Source organism: Streptomyces sp. M-16, from assembly GCF_052114405.1.
GTDB lineage: Bacteria > Actinomycetota > Actinomycetes > Streptomycetales > Streptomycetaceae > Streptomyces.
In genome coordinates this window covers 31,933-48,400 of the sequence record NZ_JBFRER010000065.1, presented here as the reverse complement: position 1 = coordinate 48,400, position 16,468 = coordinate 31,933, and the positions used below count along the sequence as shown (strand labels likewise).

The following is a 16,468-nucleotide window of genomic DNA, read 5'->3' as shown; positions in this document are numbered from 1 at the left end:
CCCCGCCCGTGCCCAGGGGGGAAGGGGCCCGGCGGGGAGTCTCGGGCGGGAGGCCGTCGGGGCGTTACGCCTCGACGGATTCCCGCGGGGTCCGGTGGGCCGCCCCGGGCTCGGGCTCGGGCTCGGGCTTCTTGCGGCCCGGCCGCGGCTGGGCCAGGAACACCGCGCCGACGACGATCAGCGCTCCGACGATCTGGAGCGGCGAGAGCGACTGGTCGAGGACGAAGTAGCCGAGCAGGGTGGCCGCCAGGGGGGAGGCGAAGCTCAGGAACGAAACGGCCAGGGCGGGCAGGCGCTGCACGCCGCGGAACCAGATCGCGTAGGCGAACAGGGCCCCGATGACGCCGAGGTAGAGGAAGCCCCAGACGTTCTTGCCGGTGATCTCGTCGGGCAGGCCCTCGCCGATCAGCGCGATCGGGAGCAGGACCAGACCGCCGACGCTCAGCTGCCAGCCCGTGAAGGGCAGCAGGCCGACGCCCTCGGGGCGTCCCCAGCGCTTGGTCAGCACGATGCCGGAGGCCATGCTGAGCGCGCCCAGCAGGCCGGCGATGACACCGGTGGTGTTCAGCCCGGCGTTCGGCTGGAGGACGAGCAGCGCCACACCGGCCGCGCCGAGCGCACAGGCCGCCAGGTGGATCCGCTTGATCTTCTCCTTCAGCAGGACGGCGCCGAGCAGCAGCACGATCATCGGCTGGATGGACATCACCAGCGCGGCGACACCACCCGGCAGGTGGTAGGCGGCGACGAAGAGCAGGTAGAAGAAGGCGCCGATGTTCAGGACGCCCAGGACCAGGGCCCGCCACCACCAGATTCCCTTGGGCAGCGTCCGGCCGAAGAGCACCAGGATCAGGCCGGCGGGCAGGGCGCGGAGCACCGCCGCCAGCAGGGGGCGTCCCTCGGGCAGCAGTTCCGTGGTGACCAGGTACGTCGAACCCCAGATCGCGGGCGCCAACGCCGTGAGGGCGGAGTCAGCCAGGGTGCGGGAGCTCTTCATCGGGCGGCGCCCGAGTCGGTCGTACCGAAGAAGCGGTCACCGAAGTCGCCGATGCCCGGGATCATGAACGCGTGCTCGTTGAGGCGTTCCTCGACCGAGGAGGTGACGATCTTGACCGCCGGGTACCGGCGGTGGACCGCGGCGATGCCCTCGGGGGCGGCGAGGAAGTTGACGAAGACGATGTTCTCCTCGCGGACGCCCGCTTCGAGGAGCACGCCGATGGCGGCGTTGGCGCTGCCGCCCGTGGCGAGCATCGGCTCCAGGAGCAGGACGTGCCGGTCCGCGATGTCGGCCGGCAGGTGCTGGTAGAGGAGGTGCGGGAGCTTGGTGGTCTTGTCCCGCTGGATGAGGACCTTGCCGATGGGGATGTTCGGCACGACCTCGCGCAGTTCGTCCACCATGGAGTCACCGGCCCGGATCACGGGCACGGCGCACAGCTTCGGGCCGAACGTGAGCCCTTCGTAGGTCTCGCCGACCGGCGTGACGACCTTCTGCTTGTCGAACGGCAGCTGGTCGAGGGCCGATTCGAGCAGGAGCCGGATGATGCGCCGGGAGTAGAACACGAAGTCCGCACGCGACGCGTCGCGGTCGCGGATGATCGTGTGCATGGCCCGGAGCTGGTTGGTCTGCGGCAGCGGGTGGACGTTGTGGTGGCCGGTCGCCATGAGAACCTGCTTCTCGTCGGTCGGTGGAGACGGGCTGCGGCCGGGCCCGGGGCCCAGGAGGTCCCGGGCGGCCGCAACCGCATGGTGGGGTGCCGCGGTCAGGAGCCCGCGATCTCGGCGAACGCGCGGCGCGACTCGGCCACGAACTTCGCGACCTTGGCGCGGTCCTTGCGACGGTCGGTGCCCTCCAGGAGGCTGTGGGCGTCGACGGCGGCGGGCTTGACGAAGCGGATCGCGTCGGCGACGTTCTCCGGGCTCAGGCCGCCGGCCATCATCAGGGGCTTGGGCGAACGGCGCACGAGCTCGGCGCTGACGTTCCAGTCGTGGGTGAGGCCGGTGGCGCCCTTGGCACCGGTGGCCGGGTTGAAGGTGTCGGTGATGAACATGTCCACCACGTCCGCGACCTCGTCGACGAGCTGGAGCAGCTCCTCGGCGTTGTCCTCCTTCACGACCAGGCTCTTGAGCACGTAGAGGTCCGGGCGGTTGGCCTTGAGCTTGCGCAGCTGCTCCGGCTCGACGTCGCCGTGGAGCTGGACGGCCTTCACCCCGAGCTGGGTGGTGAAGGCGCTGATCTCGTCGGCATCCGTCATGTAGCTGATGAGGACGCCCTCCTGAGGCGCGGTCAGGCCGGCGATGATCTCCGTGGCCGCGGCCTCGGAGATGTCGTCCTTGCCCGACGGGAGGCGGAGCGGGAAGCCGAACCAGTCGACGCCCTCCTCGGCCAGCAGAGCGGCCTCCTCGGCGTCGATGATGCCGGCGACCTGGACCAGGTCCTTCACGTCACTCATGTGTGTTCCTTTTCGGATGAATCTTATGAATCAAAGCGAGTGCAGGCAGAACGAGGTGACGTGCCCCGGTATGACGGATTCGTTACACGTCTCGGGATGCTCACGAAAAGCCTCATTGATGCCGATCCACGGGTCAACGGGCTTTATGTCAGATCCGCGTCAACCTTGTTCAGGTAGCGGTCAGGGCGTCGCCACGGGGGCGGTGAGAGCCGCGTCGCCGGCGAGCAGGCGCTCCTCCAGGAAGGCGAGGACCCGCAGGTGGTAGGTGCGGGCGGCCCAGCCGAGACTGATGTTATGGCCGGAATCGGGCTGGCGGACGGCCTCCGCGGCCCGGGACAGCGGACTCAGGAGTTCCTCCAGAGCCGCGCCGTCGGTCCTCCACCACAGCTCCTGTTCCGCGAAGGTGAAGCGGACCGGAACCCCCACCCGGGCCGCGACGGCGGGATACGCGTCCGGCCAGCGCATGGTCTCCCGGGCCTCCATGACCGGCACCGGACGGATCAGTTCCGCGCCCTGCCGGAAGGCGTCCGGGGGGTAGAAGCGCAACGCCCCCCAGTGGCGGCGCCACTGACCCCTCAGGTCAGCCGCCCCGGGCAGCTGCTGGAGATCCACGGCGAAACGCCGGCCGAGCCCGCACAGGTCCACGCCGAGCGGCGCGAAACCGCCCCCGGCGCCCGCGGCGGACAGGGCGAGCCGGCCGCCGTTGGAGTGGGCCACGAGGAAGTAGCCCGCGCCGAGTTCGTGGCCGCGGGCGAAGTCCTCCAGGGCCGCGAGGAGGGTCTCGGTCTGCCCGGCGAGTTCCTGCCCCTCGGGCAGCGCCGCCGCCGAGGCCCCGTAGCCGGGCCGGTCCAGGGAGAGGACGGTGTAGCCCAGGGAGGCCCCGAGTTCGAGCAGCGACAGCCCGGGGCGGGCCCGGCTGTCGAAGTAACCGGCGCTCATGCCGGCGCCGTGCAGGGCCACCACGACGGCCCGGGGCACGGGCTGCGCCGGCAGGGCGAGCAGCCCCGACAGCGGGATCCCGCCCGCGTCGAGGGTGAGGGCCCGCACCCCGGGCGTGCCGGGCTGTGGCGAGGTGGCCATACGGGTTCTCCTGGCGGATCGGGGGTCGGAAGGTCAGCGGCGCGCGGCCCGGGACCGGGCCAGGGCGATCCCCCAGGCCGCCCGGCGGCGCAGCAGCGTCGTCAGCGCGACGGACGGGAGGCGGCCGGCGGACGGCCGGCCCGGAACACGGGCCTGCGCGGAGTCCCGGCCCTGCGGGTGGGCACGGGCCGGCCCGGACGCCGGGGGCCGTGGGCCGGCCGCGGCGGGCCCGGAGCCCTCGTGCGGCAGGCCCCGCTCGCGGGCGGGCGCGTACGGGGGGACGAGGTATCCGGCGATTCGGACGGCGTTCATCGGGCGCTCACCCCCGGGCTCCGGCGAACTCGGGCAGGGGGTCGCCGGAGGACCACACGACGTGGAAGGCGACCTCGCTCAGCCGCCAGCCGTCCGCGGTGCGCACGGCCCGGGCGTCGTAGTAGCCGCCCACTTCGAACGGCCGGGAGGACTCCGGCTCCGCGTGGTGGACGTGGGTGGCGATCAGGTGGACGCGCAGCGCCGCCCCGTCCCCGTCGAGGGTGACGGAGTGGTTGGTGCTGAGGTGATGGGTCCGCGCCCAGCGCGCCCTGGCTTCCCGCTGGAAGGCGGTGAAGCCCTCGACGCCCCGGCAGCCGCCGATGGGGAAGAGGAAGGTGGCGTCCTCGGTGCAGAGGTCGGCGAATGCGGCCTCGTCGTGGCCGGCTCCGCCGAGCGCGTCGAGGGCGAGGACGTAGCGGTCGAAGAGTTCCCGTAGCTCGATGCGGTCGCGCATGAGCCCCACCTGGGCGCGCAGGTCCGCGATGTCGTCGGGTTGCGTGGGCAAGGTCCGCTCCTGGTGAAGGACGTCTCGGGCGGGATGCGGGCGGCTCGGCGCGGGACCACGGCGGTGTCGGCGGTCAGGACCGGCCGCCGACGAACTCCTTGACGGAGGCGATGACGTAGTCGAGCATCTCGTCGGTCAGAGCCGGGTACACGCCGATCCAGAAGGTCTGGTCGGTGATGATGTCGCTGTTGGTGAGGTCGCCGACGATGCGGTGGGGCTCACCGATGTAGGCGGGGTGGCGGGTGAGGTTGCCCGCGAACAGCCGCCGGGTGCCGATCTTCCGCCCCTCCAGGAAGTCCACGAGGGCGGCCCGGGTGTAGGGCGCCTGCGGGTCCACGGTGAGCGCGAACCCGAACCAGCTCGGGTCGCTGCGCGGGGTGGCCTCCGGCAGGATCAGGTACGGCAGGCCGTCGAGGCCGTCGCGCAGCCGTCGCCAGTTGCGGCGCCGGGCGTCGCAGAAGTCGTCCAGCTTGTCGAGCTGGGTCAGGCCGAGGGCCGCCTGGATGTCGGTGGCCTTCAGGTTGTACCCCACGTGGGAGAAGATGTACTTGTGGTCGTACCCCTCCGGGAGGGTCCCCATCTGGTAGTCGAAGCGCTTGAGGCACTTGTTGGTCTCGCCCGGCTCGCACCAGCAGTCCCGGCCCCAGTCGCGCAGGGACTCCACGATCCGCGCGAGGGCCAGGTTCGAGGTCAGCACGCAGCCGCCCTCGCCCATCGTGAGGTGGTGCGCCGGGTAGAAGCTCACGGTGGTGATGTCGCCGAAGGTGCCCGTCAGCTGTCCGTCGTAGGTGGAGCCGACGGCGTCGCAGTTGTCCTCGATGAGGAACAGGTCGTGTTCCTGGGCGAGTTGTGCGATCTCCGCGACCTCGAAGGGGTTGCCGAGGGCGTGGGCGATCATGATGGCGCGGGTCTTGGGTCCGATGGCCCGGGCCACCCGCTCGGCCGTGGTGTTGTACGTGCCGAGCTCGACGTCGACGAAGACCGGGACGAGCCCGTTCTGGATGATCGGATTGACGGTCGTCGGGAACCCGGCGGCCACCGTGATCACCTCGTCGCCGCGCCGCAGCCGCCGGTCCTCCAGCAGGTGCGAGGTGAAGGCGGTCATGGCCAGCAGGTTCGCCGAGGAACCCGAGTTGGTCAGGTGCGCCTTGCGCCGCCCCAGCTTGCGGGCGAAGCGCGACTCGAACCGCCGCGAACTGGGTCCGGCGGCGATCCGCATCTCCAGCGCCGCCTCGACCAGCGCCTTACGGTCCCGCTCGTCCAGCACGGCCCCGGCGGGCCAGATCTCGGTCGTGCCCGGGACGAAGGGCCGCTCGTCCTGCGCGTCCAGGTGGAACTTGGCGGTCTCGTCGAGGATCAGTCCCTTGTGGACGTTCATGGTGTATCCCTTTCCCGGCCCTCTCGGCCGGATGGTGGTCACGACGGTGCCCCGCCCCCGTACCGCCCCGGCGGGAGGCCGGGGCGGTACGGGGGCGGGGCAGGGTCGGCGTGGTCGGGTACGGCGGGAGAGCCGCGGTCGGTACGGGGCCGGGCCGTGCGGGGGGCCGGGCGTGGGGGGGGCCAGCCGTGTGGGCCGGCCGTGGGGGCCGGGCCGTGCGGGGGCCGGGCGTGGAGGCCGGGCCGTGCGGGGCCCGGCTCAGGCCGCCCCGGACGGGTCGTCACGCCGGCCGCGCGAGCCGGCGAAGGAACGCGTCCGCGCCGAAGGGCACCGGCGCGCCAGCGCGGRCCCGCCGCCGGCGGTGCCGCCGTGCTGGCCCTCGTAGGCCGCCGCCCGGGCCAGGACCGCGGCGGTCAGCGCCGCCAGTTGCACGGTGTCGGGCCGTCCCCGCACCAGACGCACGAGTTGGCCCTGCTGATGGGTGTCCACGGACTGCTCCTCGGGTCGTGACCTCCCGTCCGCGGCCGCCGCGGCGGGTCTGCGTGACTGCGGCCGCGGCCCTCAGACGGGGGTGGGGGCGAGGGCGGCGAGCGCCTCGGCCAGGCCCTCGGCGGTGTGCGTGGCGTGGATCCGGGCCTCGGGCAGGATGCGGCGGACCAGCCCGCCGAGCACCTGGCCGGGGCCCACCTCCACGAACCGGTGGGTGCCCGAGGCGGCGAGCGTCCCGACGGCCTGGGTCCAGCGCACCGGGGTGGTGAGCTGGCTGCGCAGGGCGACGACGGCCTCGGTGGCGGTGGCCACCCATCCGCCGGTGACACCGGAGACGAGCGGCACGGCCGGATCGCGGAACTCCGTGGCGATCAGCGTCTCGGTGAACTCCGCCTCGGCCTCGCGCAGCAGGCTGGAGTGGAAGGGGCCGCCCGTGCGCAGCCAGGTCACCCGGGCCCCGGCCGCGCCGGCCGCCGCCGCGACGTGGGCCACCGCCTGCGCCTCCCCGGAGACCACGGTCTGGCGGGGTCCGTTGTCCCCGGCCACCTCCACCACGCGGGAGGTGGCCGCGCGGGCCTCGGCGCACAGGCGCGCCAGGTCCGCGCGGCCCGGACCGCTGACGGCGGCCGTGGAGCTGCCGATGCGGTCCCCGACCGTGGCGACGAGCTCGCTGCGCAGCCGGACGAGCCACAGCGCCTCGGTCCACTCCAGGACGCCCGCCGCCACCAGCGCCGCGTACTCGCCGAGGCTGTGCCCCACGACCGCGTCCGGCTCCACGCCCTCGCCGCGCAGCACCTCCAGTACGGCCAGGCTCGTCAGGAAGACGGCCGGCTGGGCCACCGCCGGGTCCTCGAACGCCCGGGCGGAGCCGTCCCGCAGGAGCTGTGAGAGCGGGATGCCGAGGATGTCGTCGGCGGTGCGGTAGTACGTGGCGGCGAGGTCCGGCCGCAGGGCGAGCAGCTCCGCTGCCGGACCGGCGTGGGCGGATCCCTGTCCCGGGAAGACGAAGGCGGTGCGGGTCATCCGGTCACGTCCCTATCTGCGGTCGGCTGGCGTGGACCGCGGGGAGCGGTCCGGGGGCGGTGGCCCCGCAGACCGTGTGGTCGGCGGAGAGCCAGTGGTCGGGCACCCACCGGACGTCGACCACCGCGGGGACCGGCCCGGTCACGGCGACCGCCGCGGCGTGGGTGGTGTCGGCGGGGACGCCGACCATGGTCCAGCCGTCCGGGTGACGGTCCTGGTCGGTGCCGAGGTAGTCCTCGGCGGGCGAACGGCTCAACCCTGTCCCGATGCCCTTGAGGAATGCTTCCTTCCGGGTCCAGATCTGGCCGAACAGCTGCCGCCGCTCCTCGCCGGACGCCGCCTCCGCGATCTCCAGCTGCTCGTCCGGGTGCAGTGCCCTGGAGCAGATGTCGACCGTCTCCGCGCCGGGCAGCTTCTCCACGTCGACGCCCAGCGGCACGGTGGCGACACCGACCATGGCCACTCCCCCGCTGTGCGAGAGGGAGTAGTGCAGCGGCGGCGGCGGGGGCGACAGGGCGGGGCGTCCGTGCGGCTCTCCGCACCCGGGGCACGGCTCGCGCATGAAGCGGACGTCCTGGGGCGCGACGGCCGTGTACCGCCCGAGCAGGCGGCGCACCGCGACGTGCGCGGCGGCGTAGAGCAGGCCGTCCGACCTGCGGATGAAGGAGTCGGTGCGCTTGCGCTCCGCCTCGTCCAGGTCGTCGAGGGCCAGGGCTTCGGCGTCCGCCCCGGTGGGGCGGCGGATCAGCCACAGGTCGACACGGTCGGCGGACAGGGTGAAGTCGGGGCGCGCGAGGTCCCGGTGGTTCACCACCGGGCTCGCGGCCGGCAGAAGGGTCGTCGTCGTCATGCCGTCACCGCAGCCCCGTGCAGGTGGGCCTCGGGGCCGAGCTGGCCGGCGAGGCAGTCGATGAGTTCCTGCGCGCTGTTGGCCAGCAGCAGCCGCTGGAGGTTCACGTCGACGCCGAGGGTGGCCTCCATCCGGTACTGGAGCTCTATACCGGAGATCGAGCCGATCCCGAGGCAGCCCATGGGGCGGCCCGTGGTGTCGACGAGGTGCGGCTCGATCCCGAGGATGCGGCCGAGTTCCTCACGGACGTACTGCTCCAGGATCCGGGTGCGCTCGCGCAGCCCGGCCGTGGACAGGATCGCCATGTCGGGCCGGGTCATGTGGACCAGGCCGTTGTCTGTCTCGTATGTCTGTGACATGTGGAGTGTGTTCATAGTGCTTTCCGGGTCGGGACGGACGGGTGTCCCCGGCCGTCCGTGGTCGGGAGTGCCGGGTCGGGAAGACGAGGGGATCCCGGCACGGGAGGATGACGGCCGCGCGCGGGCGCCAGCCCACCGAGGGCGACGCCCGCGCCGGCCAGGCCGACGAGGGTGACCAGCCAGAGCGCGGGGCCCCGGCCGGCCGCGTACAACGCGGATGTCGGGGCCACGGTCAGGGCCGCCCCGAGCTGTACGCAGGTCTGGTAGAGCCCGCCCCCCGCCGCCTGGAGTCCGGGCGGGAGCGAAGCGGTGGCCTGGAGGTGCAGGGCAGTGAAGGCGAGCACGAACGCGACGCCCACGCAGGCGGTCGCGGGCAGCAGGTCGGTGGGGTGCACCGGCCCCCCGCCGGTGTGCGGGTAGAGGGCGTAGCCGAGCGGTGCGGCGGCCGCGCCCGCGGCGACGGCGCGGGCCGGGCCCAGCCGGGTGGCGATCCGCGCCGAGTGCAGGGCGCTCAGCGCGAGCGGTGCGGCGGCCGGCAGGAAGGCCAGCGCGGTCTGCCAGGGGCTCCAGCCGGCCTCCCTCAGGTGGAGGGTGGCGATGAGCAGGAAGCCCACGTACGAGCCGTTGAGCGCGGCCGCCCCCAGCGCGGAGCGCAGCAGCGGCGCGTGCCGCAGCAGCGCGGTCCGCAGGAGCGGGCGCGCGGCGGTGCGTTCGGCCCGTACGAGGACGGCGGCGCACACCAGGGCCCCCGCGAACGMGAGGGCCGCGCGGCGCCGTTGCCCGGCCGGAGCGCCGAGGCCGCCGAGGCCGTCCACCAGCAGCAGGACGGTCGCGGTCAGCGCGAGCGCGGCGGTCACCGCCCGCCACCGGTCCCCGGCCGCCGGGCGGGGACCGGGCCGGTCCCGCGGTACGAGCACCAGGCCGGCCGCGAACAGCAGCAGGGCGACGGGGGCCGGGAACGCGAAGGTCCAGCGCCAGCCGGAGCCGGTGAGCAGCCCCGACAGGAGCAGGCCGGCGCAGAACCCGGCGGCGCCGAAGAAGGAGTAGAGGGACACGGCCCGGCGGCGGGCCGGGCCGTCGGGAACGGCCGCCATGACGATGGCCAGGCCCGTGGGGGCGGTCAGCGCCACGCAGCCGCCCTTGACCACGCGGGTGACGGTCAGCAGGGCCGCACTGTCCGTCAGCGCGCCCACGAGGGAGGCGGCGGCGAAGACGAGGAGCGCGGCGAGGAAGACCGGGCGGCGGCCGAGGTGTTCGACGAGCCGGCCGCCGAGCAGCAGGAGCCCGCCGAAGCCCGCGGCGAACCCGCTGACGAGCCACTGCAGTTGGGGGACGGACAGTCCGAGGTCGGCGCCGACGGACGGCAGTGCCACCAGGGTCGCGGACACCTCCAATGCGTCGACCAGCATGTTCGCGGCGAGTACGGACACCAGGGCCGACCGGGCCCGGGGCCGCTCGCCGACGGGCGGGGTTCTCGTCGGGTACTGCATGCTCACGTTGGAGGGATCCCCGGCGGCCCGCCCCGGCGCCGGCGCGGCGCGGGGTTGCGCCGGCGGTCTTCGGGCCGGCGGCGGCCTGCTCAGCCGAGCAGGGTGCCGCCGGTGGCGTCGACGAAGGAGCCGGTGATCCAGCGGGCCTCGTCGGTGGCGAGGAAGGCCACCACGTCGGCGACGTCATCGGGCTCGCCGACACGGTTGAAGGTGGACAGCGCCGCCATCTGTTCGACGGCTTCGGGGACGTCGAAGACCGGGTTGCCGTTGCGCGTGATGCCCGGCGCCACCGAGTTGATGGTGATGCCGCGCGGGCCGAGGGCCTTCGCGAAGTGCAGGGCGAGCTGTTCGAGGGCTCCCTTGCTCATCGCGTAGGCGATCTCGTCCGGGTTGGCGAACCGGGTCAGGCCGGAGGAGATGTTGATGATCCGGCCGCCGTCGGGCATGTTCCGCAGCGCCCGCTGGATCAGGAAGAACGGGGCCTTCGCGTTGACCGCGAAGATCCGGTCGAACTGGTCGGGGGTGATCGCGTCCGGTCCGACCCCGCCCATCACCCCGGCGTTGTTGACCAGGATGTGCAGGTCGGTGCTGCCGGTGCGGTCCAGCAGGTCCCGTTCCAGGACGGCGAACAGCCCGTCCACGTCCCCGGGAACCCCGAGTTCGGCCCGTACCGCGAAGGCGCGGCCGCCGTCGCGTTCGACCGAGGCGACGACCTCCCGGGCGGCCGCCTCGTCGCTGGTGTAGTGGACGGCGACGAGCGCGCCCTCCTCGGCCAGCCGGATCGCGGCCGCCCGGCCCATGCCCCGGCTCGATCCCGTGACCAGGGCCGTCCTGCCCGCGAGGCGCTCCATACCGTTGCTCCGTCCCCGTACCGGCGCCGCCGCCGGCGCGACCGTGACCGGGTCCCGGCGGGCGGGGCGGTGCGGGGTCCGCGCCGGTTCCGCCCCGAACCACCGTTCCAGGGCGGCCGTCAGGGCGGTGTCGCCCGTCCCGGCCGCGTCCGTCCCGTCGGCGCCCCGCCCGGTGTCCGACCAGACGACGTGCCCGTCGGGCCGGACCAGCAGGGCGACACCGCCGGGCAGGTCCCGCCCGTCCGCCACCGGGGCGGACGCGGCCGTCGCGACGCGCACCCGGCCCGCCCAGGGCCCTGCGGCGGCGCGCAGCCGCGCCCCGTGGGCCTCGTCGCCCGGCGCCAGCAGCAGCAGCCCCCGGCCCTGGCGCAGCAGCTCCGGGGTGGTGGTGGCCCCCTCTTCCTCGACGAGGTCGACGGGGGGCAGCCGCAGCCCGAGCAGCGGGCCGTCGCCCGGGCCGACCTCGTAGCGGACGTCGAGGCCCGAGATCATCCCGGCCAGGTGGGTGCGGACGGTTTCGTGGCCGGTCAGTTCCGCGAACACCTCGCGGACCGCGTCGACCTCGGGTCCGCCCAGCAGCAGCAGCGCCTGTGTCCTGATGTTGCCCTGCACGGCCCGCCCGACGGCGTGCCGTTCCTCGTGGTAGCTGTCGAGGAGTTCCTCGCCTCCGTGTCCGGTGACCGCGGCGCCCAGCTTCCAGCCCAGGTTGAAGGCGTCCTGGAGCCCGAGGTTGAGGGCCTGGCCGCCGACGGGCATCTGCTGGTGCGCCGCGTCCCCCGCGAGGAAGAGCCGGCCCCGGCGGTACCGGGCGGCCTGGCGGGAGGCGTCGCCGAAGGAGTTCACCCACAGCGGGGTGCCCGCGCCGATGTCCTCGCCGGTGATGCGCTTCCAGGTGTCGGCGACCTCCTCGAAGGAGGGCGCCGCGCCCCGGGGCCGCGCCCCGAACTCGTGCACCATCACCCGGGTCACCCCGTCGGGGCGGCGGGCCGCGACGACGAGTCCGCCCTCCAGCCGCTCGAAGCGGCGGGCGGGGACGTCGATGCCCGTCACGTCGGCCCGCAGCAGCTCGCGCCCGGCGTCGGTGCCCGGGAACTCGAAGCCGCCCAGCCGGCGCACGGCGCTGTCCTCGCCGTCGCAGCCGACCGCGTACGCGGCTCGGAAGGCCAGGGCCGTGCCGTCGGGGCCGCGCACCTCGGCGAGGACCCCGTCGCCGGTGTCGGACAGCCCGGTCAGCTCGTGGCCGCGCCGCACGTCCGCGCCCAGGTCGGCGGCCCACTGCCCGAGCAGTTCCTCCAGCCGGGCCTGCGGGACCTTCCACTGCCCGGGGTGGGGGCCCGGTAGGCCGAGGCCGAAGGGGATCCCCCCGAAATGGCCGGCCTCCTCGCCCGGTACGTCACCCAGGGCGTCGAGGAGACCCCGGCTGTCGAGGATCTCCATGGTGCGGGCGTGCAGGGTGGAGGCCCTGGATTCGGTGGTCGGCGCGGCGAGCCGGTCGAGGACCACCACGTCCGCGCCCGCGAGCCGGAGTTCCCCGGCGAGCAGCAGACCGACAGGGCCCGCGCCGACCACGATCACCTGGGATTCGGTGCAGTCCTGCTCGATGGCCATGGGCGTACTCCCTCTCTTGGGCCAGGCTGTGGTGGGGACGGTCCGCGTCAGGCGCTGACGAGGGCCCGGAGGCTCTCGTTGACGGCCTCGACGAGCGAACGGGGGGTGCTGTGGTCGGAGAAGACGTCGTCGTCGAGGGTGATGCCGAACTCGCGCTCGATCCGCCCGCCCGTCTCCAGGAGGGCCAGCGATTCGTAGCCCAGCGACTCGAAGTCGGTGTCGAGGATGGGGCCGCCGAGGTCGACTCCCTCGTCGGCGCCCGCGCCCTCCAGGAGGATGCGCTTGAGGTCGTCGAAGGTGAACTGCTGCTTGGACACGGAGGGTCCCTTCATCGGTCTTCCGCGGCCGGCCAGTCGCGGCCGCGGGATACGGGGAGCTCCCGTCCGGGCCGGACGGGGGCGGGGTGTGCGGACGCCGGTGGGCGGCGTCCGTCAGTCGACGGAACGCAGCACGACCGCGGAGTTGAAGCCGCCGCGGCCGCGGGCGAGGACCAGCGCGGTCTGCACCGAGGCGGTGCGGGGCCACGCCGTGACCAGGTCGATGTCGTAGGCGGCGGACAGGGTGACGTTGGTGGTCGGCGGGATGAGCCCCTCGCGCATGGCCAGGAGCGCCGCGGCCACGTCGACCATCCCCGCACCGGAGTTCAGCCGGCCGGTCATCGTCTTGGGTGCGGTGACCGGCACCCCCCGGGGCCCGAAGACGGCCGTGATGGCCTCGGCCTCCTCCCGGTCGAGGCGGGGGGTGCCGGCGGCGTCGGCGAAGACCACGTCGACCTCGACGGGGTGGACACCCGCGTCGGCGAGGGCCGCGTCGATGGCCCGGCGCAGGCCGGGCTCGCGTCCGCTGCCCGGGCGGGGGTCGAGGGTGGAGGCGTGCCCGGCGAGTTCGCCGTGGACGGTGCGGGCCCCGCGGGCTCGGGCGCCGTCCTCGTCCTCCAGGATCAGCAGGGCCCCGCCCTCGCCCGGTACGTAGCCGGCGGCCGCCTCGTCGAAGGGCAGGTAGGCGCGCTCGGGTTCGGCGACGGTGGAGACGAGTCCGCCGGCCAGGTGCGCGGCCCAGCCCAGGGAGCAGAGGGAGGAGTCGAACCCGCCGGCGGCGATCAGCCGGGTGCCCTTGCGGAGCTGGCGCCGGGCGTGGGCGAGGGCGTCGAGCCCGCCCGACTGTTCGCCGACGACGACGCCCGCGGGTCCGCGCAGGTCGTGGCGGACGGAGATCTGCCCGCTGTTGACGGCGTAGAACCAGGCGAAGGACTGGTAGGCGCTGACGTGTTTGGCGCCGCGGCTCCAGAGGTTGTGCAGCTCCCGCTCGCCGAACTCCATGCCCCCGGAACCGGCCGCGGTGACCACGCCCATGTCGCAGGGGTGGATGTCCCCCGGTGCCAGGCCCGCGTCGGCGAAGGCGCAGTCGGCGGCGACGAGGGCGAGCTGGGTGACACGGTCGGTCTGCGGGATGAGGCGACCCGGCAGGTGCTCGGCGGGGTCGAAGCCGTGGATCTCCCCGGCCAGCCGGGCGGGGTAGGAGGAGGCGTCGAAGCGGGTCACGGGCGCGATGGCGTTCTTGCCGACCCGGGTCGCCGCCCAGAAGTCCTCCACTCCGAGCCCGCTGGGGGCGGCCACTCCGATACCGGTGACCAGGGTCCTGCTCATGCGGTCCTCCTGTCGGGGCGGGCCAGCACCATCGCGCTCTGGAACCCGCCGAACCCGCTGCCGACGGTCAGGACGGCATCGGTACGGTGATCCCGGGCGACGAGCGGGACGTAGTCGAGGTCGCACTCGGGGTCCCGGGTGCGCAGGTTGGCGGTGGGCGGCACCACGTGGTGCTCCATCGCGAGGACGGACGCGGCGATCTCCATGGAGCCGATGGAGCCGAGCGAGTGCCCGATCATCGACTTCACCGAGCTGATCGGGGTCCGGTAGGCGTGCCGCCCGAGGGCCAGCTTGTAGGCGGCGGTCTCGTGGCGGTCGTTCTGCCGGGTGCCGGAGCCGTGCGCGTTGACGTAGTCGAGGTCGGAGGGGCAGAGCCGGGCCTCGTCGAGCGCCACCGTGACGGCCTCCGCCAGTTCTCGGCCGTCGGGGCGCAGCCCGGTCATGTGGTGGGCACTGGACCGGGAGGCGTGGCCGGCGATCTCGGCGTAGAGGTGCGCGCCGCGCCGACGGGCGCTCTCCAGCTCCTCCAGGACGAAGACGGCCGCGCCCTCGCCGAGGACGAACCCCTTGCGGGTGGCGTCGAAGGGCCGGGAGGCGGCTTCGGGCCGGTCGTCGTAGGAGGTCGTGGCCTTGACCGCGTCGAAGCCCGCCAGGATGAGCGGGGTGATCGGGGCGTCGGTGGCTCCGGTGACCATGATGTCGGCGACGCCCTCGCGGATGAGGTCGGCCGCGTGGGCGACGGCGTCGATCCCGGAGGTGCAGCCGGTGGAGACCACCGTGGCCGGTCCCTCCGCCGCGGCGGCCCAGGCCAGTTCGGCCGCGAAGGAACTGGGCACGAACTGCTCGTACAGGTGCTCCGGCGCCCGGGTGTGGTCGACCTGGGCGAGGCGGCCGTCGTCGCCGGCCACCCGGTAGGCGCGGTCGAGTCCGCCGATCGCGCCGACGGCGGTGCCGACGCTGACCCCGGTGCGGTGGGGGTCGAGCGCGGCGAGGTCGAGGCCGCTGTCGGCGAGCGCCTCGCGCGCCGCGACCACGCCGAACTGCGCGGCCCGGTCCATGCGGTGGACCTCCTGCGGGGTCAGCCCGTGCAGGAGCGGGTCGAAGTCGGCCTCGGCGGCCACCTTGGTCCGGAAGCCGGAGGGGTCGAAGCGGGTGATCCCCCGCGTCGCCGTGCGCCCCGAACTGAGCAGGCTCCAGAAGTCGCTGGTGCCGATGCCTCCCGGCGCCAGCACCCCGAGCCCCGTGATCACTACCCGGCGAGCCACCGCTACGGCCCTCCCCTCGTGTCGGCCCGGCCGGTGCTCACTCGGACGCCGACCAGTCGTAGAAGCGGGTGGCCATGGCGTCGGCGGGGGTCCGCCAGGTGGCCGGGTCGTAGGGCTGGATGAAGGGCAGCAGGTCGTGGCTGATCCTCATGAAGCGCGGGTCCGTACGGGATTCCTGGATGCGTCGGCCGCCGTCGTCGTCGGCGAAGTCCTGGAGGTGGAAGTAGAGGCCCTTGTACATGAACAGGCGACGGCGCAGGGTGCCCATCCGCTCCGGCATGTCCGTCTTGTCGAACTCGGAGAAGAGACGGGTCACTTGGTCCTTCGACATGCTGTCCATCCGCGCCACGATCAGATTGCTGTGCTGCATGCGTTGTCTCTCTCTTCCGTGAGGGGAGGGCAGGGGGTCAGGCGTGGTACAGGCGGATGAAGTCGGCGACGCCGTCCGCGATGAGCGCGTCGGCTTCCTCCTGGGGCACCGGCAGCGCGCCCAGGAAGGAGCGCTGGACGACGGTGGAGGGGACCAGCAGGATGAACCGTTCCGCCGCCTGGTCGGCGTCGGGGATGTCGAGCAGGCCGCGGACCGCCAGGCGCCGCAGCCGCTGGGCCAGCTCGCGACGGGCCTGCCGGGGACCCGCTGCCTGCCACTTCTCGACGGCCTCGGCCGGCAGCCGGGTGACCTCGGCGCTGATGTGCCGGACGATGGCGAAGTGCTCGCGGAAGGCCTCCAGCGGCGCGAGCCAGGCCCGGCCGAGGGCGATGAGGTCCGCTTCGAGGTCGGTGATCTCTTCGAGGTAGCTGTCGGCGACGGCCGCGAGGGCCGCCGCCACGGAGGCGGAGCTGTCCAGCAGCACGCCCAGCAGCAGCTGCTCGTGGTCGGGGAAGTGCAGCGCGACGGTGTCCGTCAGCACGCCCGCCTCGGCCGCGGTGGCCCCGGCGGTGCAGCGCGTCCAGCCCTCGCGGGCCAGGACCGTACGGGCGGCCCGGACGATCTCACGGCGTTCCCCGGCCGGTCCGGACGGGGTTCGCTCGATGGTTGCCAGGGGCGTTGCCATGGTGGTGGTGTCTCCTCGTGAGGTGCTCGGGGATGCGCGTGCGGTGCTCTTGATCTGCTCGTCCGCGGGCAGCCGGACGCGCCGCTCCCCCGGACCGGCGCGATGGCCGT

General features: G+C 73.9%; 18 protein-coding genes. All 18 read right to left on the bottom strand.

Going from position 1 to position 16,468, the window contains the following annotated elements:
- Positions 1-64: 64 nt before the first annotated feature.
- Positions 65-994, bottom strand: coding sequence for an EamA family transporter (locus tag AB4039_RS26310; RefSeq protein WP_266845240.1), 930 nt, complete (start codon positions 992-994; stop codon positions 65-67).
- Positions 991-1,659, bottom strand: a complete 669-nt coding sequence (gene upp / locus AB4039_RS26305; RefSeq protein WP_266845241.1) for a uracil phosphoribosyltransferase — start codon at positions 1,657-1,659, stop codon at positions 991-993. Before upp ends, AB4039_RS26310 begins: the two co-directional genes overlap by 4 nt.
- 98 nt (positions 1,660-1,757) lie before the next feature.
- Positions 1,758-2,447 carry a phosphoribosylanthranilate isomerase gene (locus AB4039_RS26300; RefSeq protein WP_266845243.1) on the bottom strand — a complete coding sequence of 230 codons (690 nt, stop codon included), beginning with the start codon at positions 2,445-2,447 and terminating at the stop codon, positions 1,758-1,760.
- Positions 2,448-2,627: 180 nt separating this feature from the next.
- Entirely contained in the window at positions 2,628-3,527 is a 900-nt protein-coding gene (locus AB4039_RS26295; protein WP_442271969.1) for an alpha/beta hydrolase, read from the bottom strand.
- 33 nt (positions 3,528-3,560) lie between these two features.
- Positions 3,561-3,839: a hypothetical protein gene (locus tag AB4039_RS26290; RefSeq protein ID WP_266845247.1), complete on the bottom strand. Its 279-nt coding sequence runs from the start codon at positions 3,837-3,839 to the stop codon at positions 3,561-3,563.
- Between the two features lie 7 nt (positions 3,840-3,846).
- Positions 3,847-4,344 (bottom strand): nuclear transport factor 2 family protein, encoded by a 498-nt coding sequence (locus AB4039_RS26285; RefSeq protein WP_266845249.1) that lies wholly within the window; start codon positions 4,342-4,344, stop codon positions 3,847-3,849.
- Positions 4,345-4,417: 73 nt separating this feature from the next.
- On the bottom strand, positions 4,418-5,722 hold the full coding sequence (gene rfbH / locus AB4039_RS26280) for a lipopolysaccharide biosynthesis protein RfbH (RefSeq protein ID WP_266845251.1): 1,305 nt from the start codon (positions 5,720-5,722) through the stop codon (positions 4,418-4,420).
- Positions 5,723-5,980: 258 nt separating this feature from the next.
- Positions 5,981-6,211: an acyl-CoA carboxylase epsilon subunit gene (locus AB4039_RS26275; protein WP_442271968.1), complete on the bottom strand. Its 231-nt coding sequence runs from the start codon at positions 6,209-6,211 to the stop codon at positions 5,981-5,983.
- Positions 6,212-6,283: 72 nt separating this feature from the next.
- Positions 6,284-7,234 (bottom strand): ACP S-malonyltransferase, encoded by a 951-nt coding sequence (locus tag AB4039_RS26270; RefSeq protein ID WP_266845255.1) that lies wholly within the window; start codon positions 7,232-7,234, stop codon positions 6,284-6,286.
- Positions 7,235-7,238: 4 nt separating this feature from the next.
- Entirely contained in the window at positions 7,239-8,084 is an 846-nt protein-coding gene (locus AB4039_RS26265; RefSeq protein ID WP_266845257.1) for a 4'-phosphopantetheinyl transferase superfamily protein, read from the bottom strand.
- On the bottom strand, positions 8,081-8,443 hold the full coding sequence (locus AB4039_RS26260) for an acyl carrier protein (RefSeq protein ID WP_266845259.1): 363 nt from the start codon (positions 8,441-8,443) through the stop codon (positions 8,081-8,083). Before AB4039_RS26260 ends, AB4039_RS26265 begins: the two co-directional genes overlap by 4 nt.
- A gap of 11 nt (positions 8,444-8,454) precedes the next feature.
- Positions 8,455-9,933, bottom strand: a complete 1,479-nt coding sequence (locus tag AB4039_RS26255; protein WP_442271972.1) for an MFS transporter — start codon at positions 9,931-9,933, stop codon at positions 8,455-8,457.
- A gap of 89 nt (positions 9,934-10,022) precedes the next feature.
- On the bottom strand, positions 10,023-12,392 hold the full coding sequence (locus AB4039_RS26250; RefSeq protein WP_442271967.1) for an SDR family oxidoreductase: 2,370 nt from the start codon (positions 12,390-12,392) through the stop codon (positions 10,023-10,025).
- A 47-nt stretch (positions 12,393-12,439) separates the two neighbouring features.
- Positions 12,440-12,709 carry an acyl carrier protein gene (locus tag AB4039_RS26245; protein ID WP_266845263.1) on the bottom strand — a complete coding sequence of 90 codons (270 nt, stop codon included), beginning with the start codon at positions 12,707-12,709 and terminating at the stop codon, positions 12,440-12,442.
- Positions 12,710-12,823: 114 nt separating this feature from the next.
- Positions 12,824-14,038: a ketosynthase chain-length factor gene (locus AB4039_RS26240; protein WP_442271966.1), complete on the bottom strand. Its 1,215-nt coding sequence runs from the start codon at positions 14,036-14,038 to the stop codon at positions 12,824-12,826.
- On the bottom strand, positions 14,035-15,303 hold the full coding sequence (locus tag AB4039_RS26235; RefSeq protein ID WP_266845266.1) for a beta-ketoacyl-[acyl-carrier-protein] synthase family protein: 1,269 nt from the start codon (positions 15,301-15,303) through the stop codon (positions 14,035-14,037). Before AB4039_RS26235 ends, AB4039_RS26240 begins: the two co-directional genes overlap by 4 nt.
- A 37-nt stretch (positions 15,304-15,340) precedes the next feature.
- Positions 15,341-15,673 carry a TcmI family type II polyketide cyclase gene (locus AB4039_RS26230; RefSeq protein ID WP_266845268.1) on the bottom strand — a complete coding sequence of 111 codons (333 nt, stop codon included), beginning with the start codon at positions 15,671-15,673 and terminating at the stop codon, positions 15,341-15,343.
- Positions 15,674-15,710: 37 nt separating this feature from the next.
- On the bottom strand, positions 15,711-16,358 hold the full coding sequence (locus AB4039_RS26225) for a TetR/AcrR family transcriptional regulator C-terminal domain-containing protein (RefSeq protein WP_266845270.1): 648 nt from the start codon (positions 16,356-16,358) through the stop codon (positions 15,711-15,713).
- Positions 16,359-16,468: the final 110 nt, after the last annotated feature.

Bases quoted from the DNA above. Each gene is read 5' to 3' on its own strand.
- AB4039_RS26310 (WP_266845240.1), bottom strand. From the start codon at position 994: ATGAAGAGCTCCCGCACCCTGGCTGACTCCGCCCTCACGGCGTTGGCG.
- upp (WP_266845241.1), bottom strand. From the start codon at position 1,659: ATGGCGACCGGCCACCACAACGTCCACCCGCTGCCGCAGACCAACCAG.
- AB4039_RS26300 (WP_266845243.1), bottom strand. From the start codon at position 2,447: ATGAGTGACGTGAAGGACCTGGTCCAGGTCGCCGGCATCATCGACGCC.
- AB4039_RS26295 (WP_442271969.1), bottom strand. From the start codon at position 3,527: ATGGCCACCTCGCCACAGCCCGGCACGCCCGGGGTGCGGGCCCTCACC.
- AB4039_RS26290 (WP_266845247.1), bottom strand. From the start codon at position 3,839: ATGAACGCCGTCCGAATCGCCGGATACCTCGTCCCCCCGTACGCGCCC.
- rfbH (WP_266845251.1), bottom strand. From the start codon at position 5,722: ATGAACGTCCACAAGGGACTGATCCTCGACGAGACCGCCAAGTTCCAC.
- AB4039_RS26270 (WP_266845255.1), bottom strand. From the start codon at position 7,234: ATGACCCGCACCGCCTTCGTCTTCCCGGGACAGGGATCCGCCCACGCC.
- AB4039_RS26265 (WP_266845257.1), bottom strand. From the start codon at position 8,084: ATGACGACGACGACCCTTCTGCCGGCCGCGAGCCCGGTGGTGAACCAC.
- AB4039_RS26260 (WP_266845259.1), bottom strand. From the start codon at position 8,443: ATGTCACAGACATACGAGACAGACAACGGCCTGGTCCACATGACCCGG.
- AB4039_RS26250 (WP_442271967.1), bottom strand. From the start codon at position 12,392: ATGGCCATCGAGCAGGACTGCACCGAATCCCAGGTGATCGTGGTCGGC.
- AB4039_RS26240 (WP_442271966.1), bottom strand. From the start codon at position 14,038: ATGAGCAGGACCCTGGTCACCGGTATCGGAGTGGCCGCCCCCAGCGGG.
- AB4039_RS26230 (WP_266845268.1), bottom strand. From the start codon at position 15,673: ATGCAGCACAGCAATCTGATCGTGGCGCGGATGGACAGCATGTCGAAG.
- AB4039_RS26225 (WP_266845270.1), bottom strand. From the start codon at position 16,358: ATGGCAACGCCCCTGGCAACCATCGAGCGAACCCCGTCCGGACCGGCC.